This window comes from Streptomyces fungicidicus, assembly GCF_003665435.1.
GTDB lineage: Bacteria > Actinomycetota > Actinomycetes > Streptomycetales > Streptomycetaceae > Streptomyces > Streptomyces fungicidicus.
The window spans coordinates 4988980-5003787 of the sequence record NZ_CP023407.1 but is presented as its reverse complement, the minus strand read 5'-3'; the positions used below and the strand labels follow the sequence as shown (position 1 = coordinate 5003787).

The 14808-nt window shown below is 71.9% G+C and carries 11 protein-coding genes; 9 read left to right on the top strand and 2 right to left on the bottom strand.

The window, feature by feature from the left end; all coding sequences use genetic code 11:
* Nucleotides 1-167: 167 nt before the first annotated feature.
* From CNQ36_RS22990 to CNQ36_RS22975, 4 genes are all read left to right on the top strand, one after another.
* The gene (locus CNQ36_RS22990; RefSeq protein WP_121547379.1) at nucleotides 168-1589 is read left to right on the top strand and encodes a M28 family peptidase; all 1422 of its coding nucleotides are present in this window, start codon (nucleotides 168-170) and stop codon (nucleotides 1587-1589) included.
* Between the two features lie 114 nt (nucleotides 1590-1703).
* Nucleotides 1704-3107: a class II fumarate hydratase gene (locus CNQ36_RS22985; RefSeq protein ID WP_004926328.1), complete on the top strand. Its 1404-nt coding sequence runs from the start codon at nucleotides 1704-1706 to the stop codon at nucleotides 3105-3107.
* 83 nt (nucleotides 3108-3190) lie between these two features.
* Nucleotides 3191-3886, top strand: a complete 696-nt coding sequence (fomD, locus tag CNQ36_RS22980; protein ID WP_121547378.1) for a cytidylyl-2-hydroxypropylphosphonate hydrolase — start codon at nucleotides 3191-3193, stop codon at nucleotides 3884-3886.
* Nucleotides 3887-4160: 274 nt separating this feature from the next.
* A complete protein-coding gene (locus CNQ36_RS22975) occupies nucleotides 4161-6260 on the top strand; it encodes an ATP-binding SpoIIE family protein phosphatase (RefSeq protein ID WP_163013344.1) in 2100 nt (699 codons plus the stop codon).
* Nucleotides 6261-6315: 55 nt separating this feature from the next.
* Here CNQ36_RS22975 and CNQ36_RS22970 read toward each other — a convergent pair whose 3' ends face one another.
* On the bottom strand, nucleotides 6316-8604 hold the full coding sequence (locus tag CNQ36_RS22970; protein WP_121547377.1) for a transglycosylase domain-containing protein: 2289 nt from the start codon (nucleotides 8602-8604) through the stop codon (nucleotides 6316-6318).
* Nucleotides 8605-8862: 258 nt separating this feature from the next.
* Here CNQ36_RS22970 and CNQ36_RS22965 point away from each other — a divergent pair, with 258 nt between their 5' ends.
* The 5 genes from CNQ36_RS22965 (at nucleotide 8863) to CNQ36_RS22945 (ending at nucleotide 13748) form a co-directional block, all read left to right on the top strand.
* On the top strand, nucleotides 8863-9798 hold the full coding sequence (locus CNQ36_RS22965; protein WP_004926336.1) for an SPFH domain-containing protein: 936 nt from the start codon (nucleotides 8863-8865) through the stop codon (nucleotides 9796-9798).
* Nucleotides 9795-10049 (top strand): type II toxin-antitoxin system antitoxin, encoded by a 255-nt coding sequence (locus CNQ36_RS22960; protein WP_228313048.1) that lies wholly within the window; start codon nucleotides 9795-9797, stop codon nucleotides 10047-10049. The genes CNQ36_RS22965 and CNQ36_RS22960 overlap by 4 nt, the downstream gene beginning before the upstream one ends.
* A 149-nt stretch (nucleotides 10050-10198) precedes the next feature.
* Entirely contained in the window at nucleotides 10199-10723 is a 525-nt protein-coding gene (locus tag CNQ36_RS22955) for a PadR family transcriptional regulator (protein WP_004926339.1), read from the top strand.
* Nucleotides 10720-11415: an ABC transporter ATP-binding protein gene (locus CNQ36_RS22950; RefSeq protein WP_121547375.1), complete on the top strand. Its 696-nt coding sequence runs from the start codon at nucleotides 10720-10722 to the stop codon at nucleotides 11413-11415. The genes CNQ36_RS22955 and CNQ36_RS22950 overlap by 4 nt, the downstream gene beginning before the upstream one ends.
* The gene (locus CNQ36_RS22945; protein ID WP_121547374.1) at nucleotides 11412-13748 is read left to right on the top strand and encodes an ABC transporter permease; all 2337 of its coding nucleotides are present in this window, start codon (nucleotides 11412-11414) and stop codon (nucleotides 13746-13748) included. The genes CNQ36_RS22950 and CNQ36_RS22945 overlap by 4 nt, the downstream gene beginning before the upstream one ends.
* 22 nt (nucleotides 13749-13770) lie before the next feature.
* Here CNQ36_RS22945 and CNQ36_RS22940 read toward each other — a convergent pair whose 3' ends face one another.
* A complete protein-coding gene (locus CNQ36_RS22940) occupies nucleotides 13771-14712 on the bottom strand; it encodes a LysR substrate-binding domain-containing protein (protein WP_004926344.1) in 942 nt (313 codons plus the stop codon).
* Nucleotides 14713-14808: the final 96 nt, after the last annotated feature.

Here is a 14808-nt window from a genome sequence, read left to right as displayed (position 1 = left end):
TCCGCATAGCGAACCGGGTGTTCCATTTTTGGACAACCTGTTCGTGCGGACGCCGTTTCCGTTGACTCGCGCCGTGCTCCGCTGTGAGTCTTCTCGCCACTCCGACATGCCCATGCCATGTCAACCCTGCGTGGCCCACCCCACGGCCACCTCCCGGAGGAGACAAGGTGAAACGAAGACTCGCCGTCGCGGGCGTCTCGCTCGCTGTCGTGCTCGGCTGCGGCACACTCCCCGCCGCCGCCACCGACTCCGCACCCGCAGCGGTCACCGCCGCCGCCGCGCCCGACGTCGACGTGAACAAGGTGAAGGCGCACCTCAACGAGTTCAGCGCCATCGCCGGCCGGAACGGCGGCAACCGCCGCTCCACCGGCCAGGGTTACCGCGACTCCGTCGCCTATGTGAAGGGGAAGCTGCAGGCCGCCGGCTACACCGTCACCGAGCAGCCCTGCACCTCCGGCTGCACCAGCGGCGCCGGCCCCAACCTGATCGCCGAGTGGCCGCAGGGCGACGCCAACAACGTGTACATGTTCGGCGCCCACCTGGACAGCGTCTCGGCGGGCCCCGGCATGAACGACAACGGCTCCGGCTCGGCCGCCCTGCTCGAGAACGCCCTGACGCTCGCCCAGCAGAACCCCACCCTGCGCAACCGGGTCCGGTTCGCCTGGTGGACCGACGAGGAGCAGGGCCTCAACGGGTCCGACTTCTACGTGCGTTCGCTGTCCTCGACCGAGCGCGGCAGGATCAAGTCGTACTACAACTTCGACATGATCGCCTCCACCAACGGCGGCTACTTCATCAACCACATCACCTCCTCGGCCGCCGCGCCGATGAAGGCGTACTGGGACTCGCTCGGACTCCAGCCCGAGGAGAACACCGAGGGCGCGGGGCGCAGCGACGACTACCCCTTCGAGCAGTACGGCATCCCCACCTCCGGCTACGCGATGGGCGCCAGCGCCCGCAAGACCTCCGCGCAGGCCGCCAAGTGGGGCGGGACCTCCGGGTCCGCCTACGACCCCTGCTACCACCGCTCCTGCGACACCCTCACCAACATCAACACCACCGGGCTCGACCGCGCGTCCGACGGCATCGCGTACACCCTCTGGCAGCGTGCCGTGGACAGCGGCACCGGGACCTCCTGCGACCTCACCGGAGCGGTGGCCAACGGCGGGTTCGAGAGCGGCACCTCGCCGTGGACCGGGACCACCGCGGCCATCGGCGCCCACTCGGGCCGCCCGGCGCACAGCGGGACCCGGTTCGCCTGGCTCGGGGGCAACGGGACCACCGGCACCGAGTCGCTCAGCCAGACGGTGACCGTCCCCGCCGGGTGCACCCAGGCCTCGCTGAACTACTGGCTGTACATCGACACCTCGGAGACCGGCTCGACCGCGTACGACCGGTTCACCGTCAAGGCCGGCTCCACCACGCTGGCCACCCTGTCCAACGCCAACGCCGGCAGCGGCTACGTGCAGCGCTCGGTGAGCCTGTCGGCGTACGCCGGACAGACGGTGACCCTGACCTTCACCGCCACCGAGGACTACAGCCTGCAGACCGGCTTCCTCCTGGACGACGTGACCCTGCAGAACGGGTGATCCTTCCCCCCCACGGGTACTCCGCCCCGCCGCGCACATCATGCGGCGGGGCGGAGCCCGTCCGGGGAATAGGCTCGCCGGGGACCGCTGCTGTGACTCCTGGGAGGTACGACGATGACGACCACGGACGACGACCGGCGCCACCGCATCGAGCACGACTCCATGGGGGAGGTGAAGGTCCCCGCCGACGCCAAGTGGCGCGCCCAGACCCAGCGCGCCGTGGAGAACTTCCCGGTCTCCGGACAGCGCCTGGAACGCGCCCACATCGAGGCGCTCGCCCGCATCAAGGGCGCCGCCGCCAAGGTGAACGCCCGGCTGGGCGTGCTGGACGAGGACATCGCCGAGGCCATCCAGGAGGCGGCCGCCGAGGTCGCCGAGGGCCGGTGGGACGAGCACTTCCCGGTCGACGTGTTCCAGACCGGTTCCGGCACCTCGTCCAACATGAACACCAACGAGGTCCTCGCCACGCTCGCCACCGAGCGGCTGGGACGGGACGTGCACCCCAACGACCACGTCAACGCCTCGCAGTCGTCCAACGACGTCTTCCCGTCGTCACTGCACATCGCCGCCACGGCCGCGGTCACCCGCGACCTGATCCCGGCCCTCGACCACCTCGCCGCCGCCCTGGAGCGCAAGGCGGAGGAGTTCGCCGACGTGGTGAAGTCCGGGCGCACCCACCTCATGGACGCCACACCGGTCACCCTGGGCCAGGAGTTCGGCGGATACGCGGCCCAGGTGCGGTACGGCATCGAGCGGCTGAACGCCTCCCTGCCGCGCCTCGCCGAGCTGCCGCTGGGCGGGACCGCCGTCGGCACCGGCATCAACACCCCGCCGGGCTTCTCCGCCGCCGTCATCGAGGAGGTCGCCCGCGCCACCGGGCTGCCGCTGACCGAGGCACGGAACCACTTCGAGGCGCAGGGCGCCCGGGACGGCGTCGTGGAGACCAGCGGACAGCTGCGCACCGTCGCCGTCGGGCTGACGAAGATCGCCAACGATGTGCGGTGGATGGCGTCCGGACCGCGCACCGGGCTCGCCGAGATCAGCCTCCCCGACCTCCAGCCCGGCTCCTCGATCATGCCCGGCAAGGTCAACCCGGTGATCCCGGAGGCCGTGCTGATGGTCTGCGCACAGGTCACGGGGAACGACGCGACCGTCGCCGCGGCAGGCGCCGCCGGCAACTTCGAGCTCAACGTCATGCTGCCGGTCCTGGCGAAGAACGTCCTGGAGTCGGTCCGGCTGCTCGCCAACGTCTCCCGGCTCTTCGCCGACCGCACGGTGGACGGCATCACCGCGCACCGCGAACGGGCCCGGGAGTACGCCGAGTCCTCGCCGTCCGTGGTCACCCCGCTCAACAAGTACATCGGCTACGAGGAGGCCGCCAAGGTCGCCAAGAGGTCCCTGGCGGAGCGGAAGACGATCCGTCAGGTGGTGCTGGAGAGCGGCTACGTCGAGCGCGGCGACCTCACCGTCGGACAGCTCGACGAGGCCCTGGACGTCCTGCGGATGACGCGCCCGTAAAACCTTCCGCGACGACGTCGCCGGAAGCGTGAACCGTGACGGCCGCCGCAGCGTCGTATGCCCGAGGCACCTAAAATCTGCGCATGGCGGAGGACGGAGCGGTGACACGAACGGAAGCGGGCGGCACGGCGGCGGAATTCTGGGCGCCCGGCACACAGATCCTCTGGCGGTACCGGGAGAACGGCGGCGCGCGCATCCACATCGCGCGCCCCGTCACGGTCGTGCGCGACGACGCCGAACTGCTGGCCGTGTGGATGGCGCCCGGCACCGAGTGCGTGAAGCCGGTCCTCGCCGACGGCACGCCCGTGCACCAGGAGCCGCTCGGCACCCGGTACACCAGGCCGCGCACGGTGCAGCGCGACCGCTGGTTCGGCACCGGTGTGCTGAAGCTGGTCCGGCCGGGCGAGCCCTGGTCGGTGTGGCTGTTCTGGGACCCGGGCTGGCGGTTCAAGAACTGGTACGTGAACCTGGAGGAGCCGATGGCCCGCTGGGCGGGCGGGGTGGACTCCGAGGACCACTTCCTGGACATCTCCGTGCACCCCGACCGCGGCTGGCACTGGCGGGACGAGGACGAGTTCGCCCAGGCCCAGCGGGACGGCCTGATGGGCCCCGCGCTGGCCGGGAGGGTGCGGGAGGCGGGCCGGGCCGCGGTGGCCGCGATCGAGGCCTGGGGGCCGCCGTTCGCGGACGGGTGGGAGAACTGGCGCCCGGATCCCTCGTGGACGGTACCGTCACTTCCACGGGACTGGGACCGCACTCCCGCGCATGTGTCCACGTGAGACTCTTGCTGCGCCCCGGGGCGGGAAACGTAGGATCGTCCTCCGCAAGGGCGCGGGAAACAACCAGCCGGAGCGCGCACAGGGCTTGACCGATCGTCAGCGAGGGGCGGCAGGACGTGAGCGAGGGGTACGGAAACACCGGTACCGGCCGTCGACGGCGGGCCGGCGGCACAGGAACAACCTCTGACCACGCGGGAAATCCGTTCCGGGGGCACGTATTCCGGGTATCGGAGTTCCGGCGGGACGAACCGCGCGCACGGCGTGCGCCGGACGGATGGACTCGACACGCGTGACGGAGCAGCCGACCTCCTTCGAACGCCCCCAGCCGGGCGTGGACCCCGCGGATCCCCGCGGGGCGCTCCTGGGTGCCCCGCCACCGGCGCGGGTGCCGGGCACCGGAGCCGCTTTACCCGTACAGAGCCGCTCCGGTGAGCCGCCCGCGCCCGGGTCCGCCCCGCCGGACACGGTGACGCCCGGCGGCGCCGGCCAGGACCCGGCGGCAGGACCCGTCTCCGAGCACTCCCAGCCGGGTGCCGGGCCGGCCGCGGAGCCGGACGCGCACCGGCCGCGGCCCGCGCCCGAGGGCATCCCGGTGCAGCCCGCCGTGGGTCCCGACGGCGCGGAGCGGCGCACCGGGCAGGTCACCACGCCCGGGCGGCCCACGCCGATGCGGCGGGACGGGGACCGGCTGCGGTTCGTCGGCGCCGCGACCCGGCGGATCGCCCGCGGCATCGACCTGGACGAGATCGTGATGGGGCTGTGCCGGGCCACCGTGCCCACCTTCTCCGACGCGATCCTGGTGTATCTGCGCGACCCGCTGCCGGTGGGCGACGAGCGGCCCACCGGCCCGCTGGTGCTGCGGCTGCGCCGCACCGACCGGATCCCGGCCGAGCGGGACACCGAGGGCGGCTTCCTGCCGGTCGCCCCGCCGGAGCCGAACGAGCTGGACTCGGTCGGCGCGGAGCTGTGCACCGTACGGCCCGGCAGCGCGCTGGCCGAGGTGCTGCGCGGGGTGCGCCCGGTGTTCACGGACGCGCCCGCGGCCCGCGCCGCGCTGCCCGAACTCCTCGGCGAGGAGGGCGCGTCGGTCGTGCCGGACGGTCAGCGGGCGATTCTCGCGCCGCTGCGCGGCCGGCGCCGGGTGATCGGCGCGGCGCTGTTCCTGCGCCGCCCGGAGCGCATCCCGTTCGAGGCCGACGACCTGCTCGTCGCCGCGCAGCTCGCCACGCACAGCGCCCTCGGCATCGACAAGGCGGTGCTGTACGGGCGGGAGGCGTACATCGCGGACGAGCTGCAGCGGACCATGCTGCCGGAGAACCTGCCGCGCTGCACCGGCGTACGGCTGGCGTCCCGCTATCTGCCGGCCGCGGAGACCGCGCGGGTGGGCGGCGACTGGTACGACGCCATCCCGCTGCCCGGCAGCCGGGTCGCGCTGGTCGTCGGCGACGTCATGGGGCACTCCATGACCTCCGCGGCGATCATGGGCCAGCTGCGCACCACCGCGCAGACCCTGGCCGGGCTGGACCTGCCGCCGCAGGAGGTGCTGCACCACCTCGACGAGCAGGCGCAGCGGCTCGGCGTGGACCGCATGGCGACCTGCCTCTACGCGGTGTACGACCCGGTATCGCACCGGATCACCATCGCCAACGCCGGTCATCCGCCGCCCATCCTGCTGGAGCTGGGCGGGCGGGCCGAGGTGCTGCGGGTGCCCGCGGGCGCGCCGATCGGCGTGGGCGGGGTGGACTTCGAGGCCGTGGAGCTGGACGCGCCCGCCGGGGCGACCCTGCTGCTGTACACCGACGGCCTGGTGGAGTCCCGGCTGCGGGACGTGTGGACCGGCATCGAGCAGCTGCGGGAGAAGCTCGCCGCGACCGCGCAGCTGACCGGGCCCGATCATCCGCCGCCCCTCGAGGCGCTCTGCGACGAGGTGCTGGACATGCTCGGTCCGGGCGACCGGGACGACGACATCGCGCTGCTCGCCGCCCGCTTCGACGGGATCGCGCCGAGCGACGTGGCGTACTGGTTCCTGGAGCCGGAGGACGCGGCCCCCGGCCGGGCCCGCCGGCTGGCCCGGCGGGCGCTGTCCCGCTGGGGTCTGGAGGAGCTGAGCGACTCGGTGGAGCTGCTGGTCAGCGAGGTGGTGACGAACGCCGTGCGGTACGCCACGCGGCCGGTCACGCTGCGGCTGCTGCGCACCGACGTGCTGCGCTGCGAGGTCGGTGACGACGTGCCGCAGCTGCCGCGGCTGCGGCAGGCGCGGGCCACGGACGAGGGCGGGCGCGGGCTGTACCTGGTGAACCGGCTGGCCCGGCGCTGGGGCGCGACCCGGCTGAGCACGGGCAAGGTGGTGTGGTTCGAGCTGAACCGCGGCTGACGACGACGAGGGGCGCCCGGTGTGGTCACCGGGCGCCCCTCGGGTGTTCCCGCGGCTACTGCTCCTCGTCGTTCACCGGGTCGTCCGGGTCGCCCGGGAGACCGGGCGTCGACGGCAGGGAGGGCGTCTTCGTCGGCGGCTCCGACGTCGGCGTCTGGCTGGGCGGCTCGGACGTCGGCGTCTGGGACGGGGTCTCGGACGGTTCCTCGGTGGTCGGAGCCTCGGTGGTCGGCTCCTCGCTCGGCGTCTCGGACGGCGACTGCGAGGCCGACGGCGTCTCGCTCGGCTTCACCGCGGCGCCCTGCTTGGTGTCGAGGTCGAACTCGGTGACCTCGTCCATGACGCCGAAGGTGTACGCGGCCCAGATCTCGGCGGGGAAGCCACCGCCGTTGACGCGGTAGTCGACGCCGCCGGCCCGGTACATCGGGACCTGGTTGTGGTTCTTCGGGTCCTCTCCGAACAGGCCGACGGAGGTGACCAGTTCGGGGGTGAAGCCGGTGAACCAGGCCGACTTGTTGTTGTCGGAGGTACCGGTCTTGCCGGCCACCTGCTGGCCGCCCCGCAGCGGGTTCTCCCGCACGGACTGCCTGGCCGTACCGTCGTCGACCACGCCGGTGAGCACGGAGGTCACCGTGTCGGCGGCCTCGCGGCTGATGACCTGCTCGCCGACGGCCTCGGGGAACTCGATCACGCGGTCCTTGTGCTCGACCGACTTCACCACGGCCGGGGTGACCTTCTTGCCGTGGTTGTCGAGGGTGGCGTAGACGCCCGCCATCTCCAGCGGGCTGGCGCCCATACTGCCCAGGGTCTGCGCGGGCACCGGCTCCATGCCCTCGGTCTCCATGCCGAGCGCGCCCGCGGCCTTCACCACCTCGGGCATGCCGACGTCGATGCCCATCTGCGCGAAGACCGAGTTGACGGACTTGTTCATCGCCTCCTGGACGTCGATGTCGCCGTAGTCGACGTCGTCCTCGTTGGGGGGCGCGAAGCCGACCTTGCGGTCGCCGTCCATCACGGGGCGCCTGCTCGTGCCGTCGTACAGCGTGTTCGCCGTGATCGGCACGCCGTCCTGGGTCTCGGCGTCCTGGTCCACCGCGGCGGCCAGGATCAGCGGCTTGAAGGTGGAGGCGGGCTGGTAGTCGTCACGGGTGGCGTTGTTGGTGAAGTGCTCCACGTAGTTCACGCCGCCGTACATCGCGACGACCGCGCCGTTCTTGGGGTTCACGGAGACGGCGCCCGCCTGGACGTCGGCGTCGACCTTGCGCTTGTCGGGGTCGAGCTTGCTGGTGAGTTCGGCCTTGACCGCCGCCTCCAGCGCCTTCTGCTTCTTCTTGTCGATGTTGAGGGTGACGGTGTAGCCGCCGAGGTCGAGCAGGGCGTCCGCCTGCTTCATGTCCTCGGCGATCCCCTGGGCGACGAGCTGCCGCTCGAGGGCGGTGTTGGCCGCCTCGACCAGGTACCCGGTCTGGCCCTCCATCCCGGGAGCGGCCTTGGGCTCCTCGGGCTCGGGGAACGTCATGTCCTGCCGGTCGGAGCGGTCCAGCCACTTCTGCTCGACCATGTTGTCCAGGACGTAGTTCCAGCGCTGCTGGACGAGCCGCTTGCCGGTGTCGCTGGCGATCGCCCAGTCGTACTGGTTCGGCGCCTGGAGCAGCGCCGCGAGGTACGCGCCCTGCTCGACGTCCAGGTCCTCGGCGTCGACTCGGTAGTAGGCCTGCGCGGCGGCCTGGATGCCGTAGGCGCCGCGGCCGTAGTAGCTCGTGTTGATGTAGCCGGCGAGGATGTAGTCCTTGGACTTCTCCCGGTCCAGCTTCAGGGAGATGACCAGTTCCTTCAGCTTGCGGCTGACGGTCTGGTCCTGGGTCAGGTAGTAGTTCTTGACGTACTGCTGGGTGATCGTGGAACCGCCCTGCGCGCCCTTGCCGGAGAGCGTGTTGAGCACACCGCGCGCGGTGCCCTTGATGTCGACGCCGGAGTCCTTGTAGAACGACTTGTTCTCGGCGGCGACGAAGGTGCGCTGGACGTCCTTGGGCACCTTGGCCAGGTCGACGATCTCACGGTTGCGGTCGCCGGTGCGGGCCATGATGCTGCCGTCGCTGTACTTGTACACGTTGCTCTGCAGCTCGGCGTCGGCGTTCCCCTCGGGGATGTCGATCACCATGTACAGCACGATGAAGGCGCCCATGCCGAGCAGGCAGAGGCCGAAGAACGTGCCGAGGATCTTCTTCCAGGTGAAGAGGCGGCGTATGCCGCTGCGGCCGTCCGCGCCCGACGAGCGGCGACCCTTGGGTGCCGCACGGCGCCCACCGCGCTGTCGTGCGCGTCTTTCTTCCGCTCGTCCCATGCGTCCGTTCCGCTCCGCTTCGTTCGTGTGTGCTCGGCAGCCCCACCGGTTCGCCGTTCGGGTCAGCTCAGCAAGCTAACACCGTGGGCTATGACAAAGGTCCGCCGATCCGGCCTTTACGGGCGTGACAATCAGCACCCGTTCCACCGGAACCGACGTTCGAACGCGGTGCATGGTTGCCGGGGTGAGGTAATCTGATATCACTTAGCTAGGCAGGCGCTAGCTCGTAGGCGGCGCCCGAGGAACGGGGGATCACTCATGTCCACACAAGACGCGCAGGTCAAGGCCGATGTGCCCGAGATGCCGGCACCGCGGGTGCGGGAAGTCGCGGCGCACAGCATCGGCGGCGGGCTGGCCCTGCTGCTCGGACTGACCGGACTGCTCATCGGCACGGCGCTGATCGTCACCGCCACGGCGGTGACGGGGACCGGCGCCAAGGCCGTACTGATCGTCGTCGGCGTCCTGGTCGGCCTCGCCGCCTTCCTCGCGATGTGCGGGCTGAACATGGTGGCGCCGGGCGAGGCGCGGGTGGTGCAGCTCTTCGGCCGCTACCGGGGCACGATCCGGCAGGACGGCCTGCGCTGGGTGAACCCCTTCACCTCGCGCACCAAGATCTCGACGCGGGTGCGCAACCACGAGACGGCCGTCCTCAAGGTCAACGACGCCTACGGCAACCCGATCGAGCTGGCCGCCGTCGTGGTGTGGCGGGTGGAGGACACCGCCCAGGCCACCTTCGAGGTGGACGACTACATCGAGTTCGTCTCCACCCAGACCGAGGCGGCCGTGCGGCACATCGCCATCGAGTACCCCTACGACGCGCACGACGAGGACGGCCTCTCGCTGCGCGGCAACGCCGAGGAGATCACCGAGAAGCTCGCCGTCGAGCTGCACGCGCGCGTGGAGGCGGCCGGCGTGCAGATCATCGAGTCCCGCTTCACGCACCTCGCCTACGCCCCCGAGATCGCCTCGGCGATGCTCCAGCGGCAGCAGGCCGGCGCGGTGGTGGCGGCGCGGCAGCAGATCGTCGAGGGCGCCGTGGGCATGGTCGAGTCGGCGCTCACCCGGATCGCGGAGCAGGGCATCGTGGAGCTGGACCCCGAGCGCAAGGCGGCGATGGTGTCCAACCTGATGGTGGTGCTGTGCGGGGACCGCTCGGCGCAGCCGGTCCTCAACACCGGGACGCTCTACCAGTGACGACTCCGTCCGGGGGCCCGGCCCCTCAGGGTCGGCCGCAGCGCAAGCAGGTGCTGCTGCGGCTCGACCCGTCGGTGTACGAGGCGCTGGCGCGCTGGGCGAACGACGAGCTGCGCTCCGCCAACGCCCAGATCGAGTTCCTGTTGCGGCGGGCCCTCGCGGAGGCGGGGCGGCTGCCGGGCGACACCGGGCCCCTCCCCCGCCGGGGACGGCCCCCCGGCGGCTCGGCCTCCGGTCCGCCGCCGGCCTGACGGCCCGCCCCGGAAGAGGCCCAGGCTGCCCCCAACCCCGGTGACAGAAACGTGACATCGGGCTCCCACCAGGGCGTCCGCACCCGCCGCCACCCTCTACACACCCCGCGTATACATAGTGCGTATACACGGTGTGTAGAGTGCTCCGCATGTCCATCGGTCACACCCTCCTGGGACTCCTGGAGTCCGGCCCGCGTCACGGTTACGACCTGAAGCGGGCCTTCGACGAGAAGTTCGGTCACGACCGGCCGCTGCACTACGGCCAGGTCTACTCGACGATGTCCCGGCTGCTGAAGAACGGGCTCGTCGAAGTCGACGGCATCGAGGCCGGCGGCGGCCCCGAGCGGAAGCGGTACGCGATCACCGAGGCCGGCATCACCGATGTCGAGCGCTGGCTCGCCACACCGGAGAAGCCCGAGCCGTACCTCCAGTCGACGCTCTACACCAAGGTCGTCCTGGCGCTGCTCACCAGCCGCGACGCCGCCGACATCCTCGACACGCAGCGCTCGGAGCATCTGCGCGGCATGCGGATCCTCACCGACCGCAAGCGCAAGGGCGATCTCGCCGACCAGCTCATCTGCGACCACGCCCTCTTCCACCTCGAGGCCGACCTGCGCTGGCTGGAGCTGACCGCGGCGCGTCTCGACAAGCTCCGTGAGGCGGTGGCCCGATGACCACGACCCCTCCCCCCGGCTCCCTGCTCACCGCCCGGGACCTGCGCAAGGTCTACGGCCCGACCACCGCGCTCGACGGCGCCGGCTTCTCCATCCACCCCGGCGAGGTCGTCGCGGTCATGGGACCCTCCGGCTCGGGCAAGTCGACCCTGCTGCACTGCCTCGCCGGGATCGTCACCCCCGACTCCGGTTCGATCACGTACAACGGGCGCGAGCTGACCGCCATGAGCGACGCCGAGCGCAGCGCGCTCAGGCGCTCGGAGTTCGGCTTCGTCTTCCAGTTCGGACAGCTCGTGCCGGAACTCACCTGCGTGGAGAACGTCGCCCTGCCGATGCGGCTGAACGGCACGCCCCGCAAGGAGGCCGAGCGGGCCGCGCTCACCTGGATGGAGCGCCTCGAGGTCGGCGACGTCCGCAAGAAGCGGCCCGGCGAGGTCTCCGGCGGTCAGGGGCAGCGGGTCGCCGTGGCCCGTGCGCTGGTCACCGGCCCGCGGGTGCTGTTCGCCGACGAGCCGACCGGCGCGCTGGACTCCCTCAACGGCGAGCGGGTGATGGAGCTGCTCACCGAGGCCGCCCGGTCCTCCAACGCCGCCGTCGTCCTGGTCACGCACGAGGCGCGGGTGGCGGCGTACTCCGACCGCGAGATCGTCGTGCGGGACGGGAAGTCCCGGGACATGGAGCGCGTCGTATGAGCGCCCGTCAGTGGGCGCGCGACCTCGCCATGGGCTCCCGGTACGCCTTCGCCGGCGGGCGCGAGGGCTGGGTCCGGGCGCTGCTCACCGCCGTCGGCGTCGGACTGGGGGTGGCGCTGCTGCTGCTCACCACCGCGCTGCCGGGCGCGCTGGCGGAGCGGCACCGGCGGGAGGAGGCGCGCCTCGACTACACCTTCGGCAAGGAGATCACGAGCAGGGCCGACAACACCCTGCTCATCGCGCGGACCGACACCGAGTTCGAAGACCGGGACATCCGCGGACGGGTGGTGGAGCAGGAGGGCCCCAAGGCCCCGCTGCCGCCGGGCCTCCGGGAGTTCCCCGCGCCGGGTGACATGGTGGTCTCCCCCGCGCTCAGGGAACTGCTCGACTCCGACAGCGGCGCGCTGCTGCGCGAGCGGCTGCCCTACAACATCGTCGGGACGATCGGCGAGCAGGGACTGATCGGCTCGCAGGAATTCGCCTACTACGCGGGCGGCGAGAACCTCGCGCAGCGGGTCGGCGACTCGCCCGCGGTGCGCCTGACATCCTTCGGCAACCCCGACCCCACGGAGGAGGAGACGGACCCGGTCCTGGTGCTGCTGGTCCTGGTCGTCTTCGTGGTGCTGCTGATGCCGGTCGCCGTGTTCATCGCCGCGGCCGTGCGGTTCGGCGGCGAGCGGCGCGACCGCAGGCTGGCGGCGCTGCGGCTGGTCGGCTCCGACGGCGGCATGACCCGGCGGATCGCCGCGGGCGAGGCACTCGCCGGAGCGCTGCTCGGCCTGGTCTTCGGCACCGGGTTCTTCCTGGCGGGCCGTGAACTCGCGGCGTCCTTCGAGGCGTACGGCATCAGCGTCTTCCCCAGCTATCTGAACCCCTCACCGCTGCTGGCGCTGCTGGTCGCGGTGGCGGTCCCCGCCGCCGCGGTGCTGGTGACCCTGCTGGCGCTGCGCGGGGTGGTCATCGAGCCGCTGGGCGTGGTGCGCACGGCGCGGCCCGCCCGCCGCCGGCTGTGGTGGCGGCTGCTGCTGCCGCTGGCCGGCATCGGCATGCTGCTGCCCATGATCGGCCAGGGCCGGGAGAACGGCGAGTTCAACCAGTACCTGGTCACCGGCGGTGTCGTCTGTCTGCTCGTCGGGGTCACCGCGCTGCTGCCGTGGATCGTGGAGACCGTCGTCGCCCGGCTCGGCGCGGGCAGCCTCTCCTGGCAACTCGCGGTTCGGCGGCTGCAGTTGAGCAGCGGTGCGGCGGCACGCCTGGTCAACGGCATCGCCGTGGCGGTGGCCGGCGCGATCGCGCTGCAGATGCTCTTCGCGGGCGTCGAGGACACCTACACCAAGGGCACCGGGTACGACGTGTCGCGGGCGCAGATGCAGGTGCGCGTGCCGGACGGCATGGCGGCCGGCGTGGTCGCCGCGGAGTTCGAGGAGACCAAGGGCGTGCGCCAGGTGTACGCGATGTCCGAGGGATACTTCTCGGACCGGCCCTGGAAGGAGAACCCCGAACGCTCCGCGGAGCTGACCGTCGGCGACTGCGCGACCCTGCGCGAGATGGCGAAGCTGCCCTCCTGCGAGGACGGCGACGTGTTCGCGGTCCGCGGCGGCGAGTACGACACGGACACCCCCTCCCTGGGCAAGCCGGGCCAGAAGCTGTACCTGGAGGCGTCCTCCGACGAGGGCGAGAGCCGCGACGTCGTCTACACCGTCCCGGAGAAGCTGAAGCAGGCCGACTCCATCGCCGATCCGACGGGCACCCTGCGCGGCGGCTTCCTGATGACCCCGGGCGCGATGCCCGCGGACGCCGGCGAGGCGGTCACCGGTCAGCTGTACATCGCGGTGGACGACTCGGTGCCGCACGCCCGCGAGTACGTGCGCAACACGGCCTACGCGGTCGACCCGCTGAGCGACCCGATGACCTGGTACGCCACCGAGCGGACCGACCGCTACGAGTCCATCCGCACCGGTCTGTTCGTCGGCGCGGTGGCCGTGCTCGCGCTGATCGGGGCGAGTCTGCTGGTCTCCCAGCTGGAACAGCTGCGGGAGCGCCGCAAGCTGCTGTCGGCCCTGGTCGCCTTCGGCACCCGGCGCCGCACGCTGAGCCTGTCGGTGCTGTGGCAGACGGCGATCCCGATCGGTCTGGGGCTGCTGCTGGCCTCCGTGGTGGGCGTGACCCTGGGCGCGGTGCTGCTGAAGATGACCTCCACGCCGGTCGGCGTGGACTGGCCCAGCGTCCTCAGGATGACCGGCACCGGGGCGGGAGTGGTCCTGGTGGTCACCCTGCTGAGCCTTCCGCCGCTGCTGCGCATGATGCGCCCGGACGGCCTCCGCACGGAGTAGGGCCGAAGACCACGCGGGCGGGTCATGCCACGGTGCGCACCGGCAGATCGCGCATCGACCCCCGCAGGGCCGACGCGAGCTCCTCGTACTCGTCGGCCCGGGCCGCACCCGTCCGCATCGCCAGCGCGATGCGCCGGGTGGGCGCCGGGTCGGCGAACGAGCCGGTGAGGAGCTGGGCGGAGCGGGCGGTCTCCACCCGGACCGCGGTCCGCGGCAGCAGGGTCGTGCCGAGGCCGCCCGCGACCAGCTGCACGAGCGTGGACAGCCCGGCCGCCGTCGTGGTGGCCGGGACGCCCGCGCGTCCCGCCTCCCGGCAGATGTCCAGGGCCTGGTCGCGCAGGCAGTGCCCCTCGTCGAGCAGCAGCAGGTTCAGCTCGCGCAGCGCCGCCCGGGGTATGCCCTCCCGGCCGCCGAGCGGGTGGCCGAGCGGGGTGACCAGGACGAAGTCCTCGTCGAACAGCGGCAGTTCGGTCACGCCGGGGACGCCGAGCGGCACCGCGAGCAGCAGCAGGTCGAGCCGGCCGCCGGCCAGGCCGTCCAGCAGGTTCGCGGTCTGCTCCTCGTGCACCTGGAGGTCGAGGTGCGGATAGCGGTCGTGGACCAGCCGCAGGACCGTCGGCAGCAGGTAGGGGGCGACGGTCGGGATGACACCGAGCCGCAGCGCCCCGGTGAACGGCGCCCGCAGCGCGTCCGCCTCCTCCATCAGCGCCCCGATCTCCTCCAGCACGGCCTTGGCCCGGACGGCCAGCCGCTCACCGGCCGGCGAGAGCAGCACCCTGCGCGTCGTACGCTCCAGGAGGGTGACACCGAGTGTCTCCTCCAGCGCCGACACGGCGCCCGACAGGGCCGGCTGGCTCACCCCGGTGGCCGCGGCGGCGTCCCGGAAGTGCAGATGCTCGGCCACCGCGGCGAACGCCCGCAGCTGCGCCAGGCTCGGCTGCCTGCGTCTCTTACCCACGGTCACTGATAGCCACCTCCGATCAACACGACCGAGTCTAGCTATTTCACTAATCAATGCACCGTGTGCCAACATCACCATGGTCCAACCCATGGGAAATGC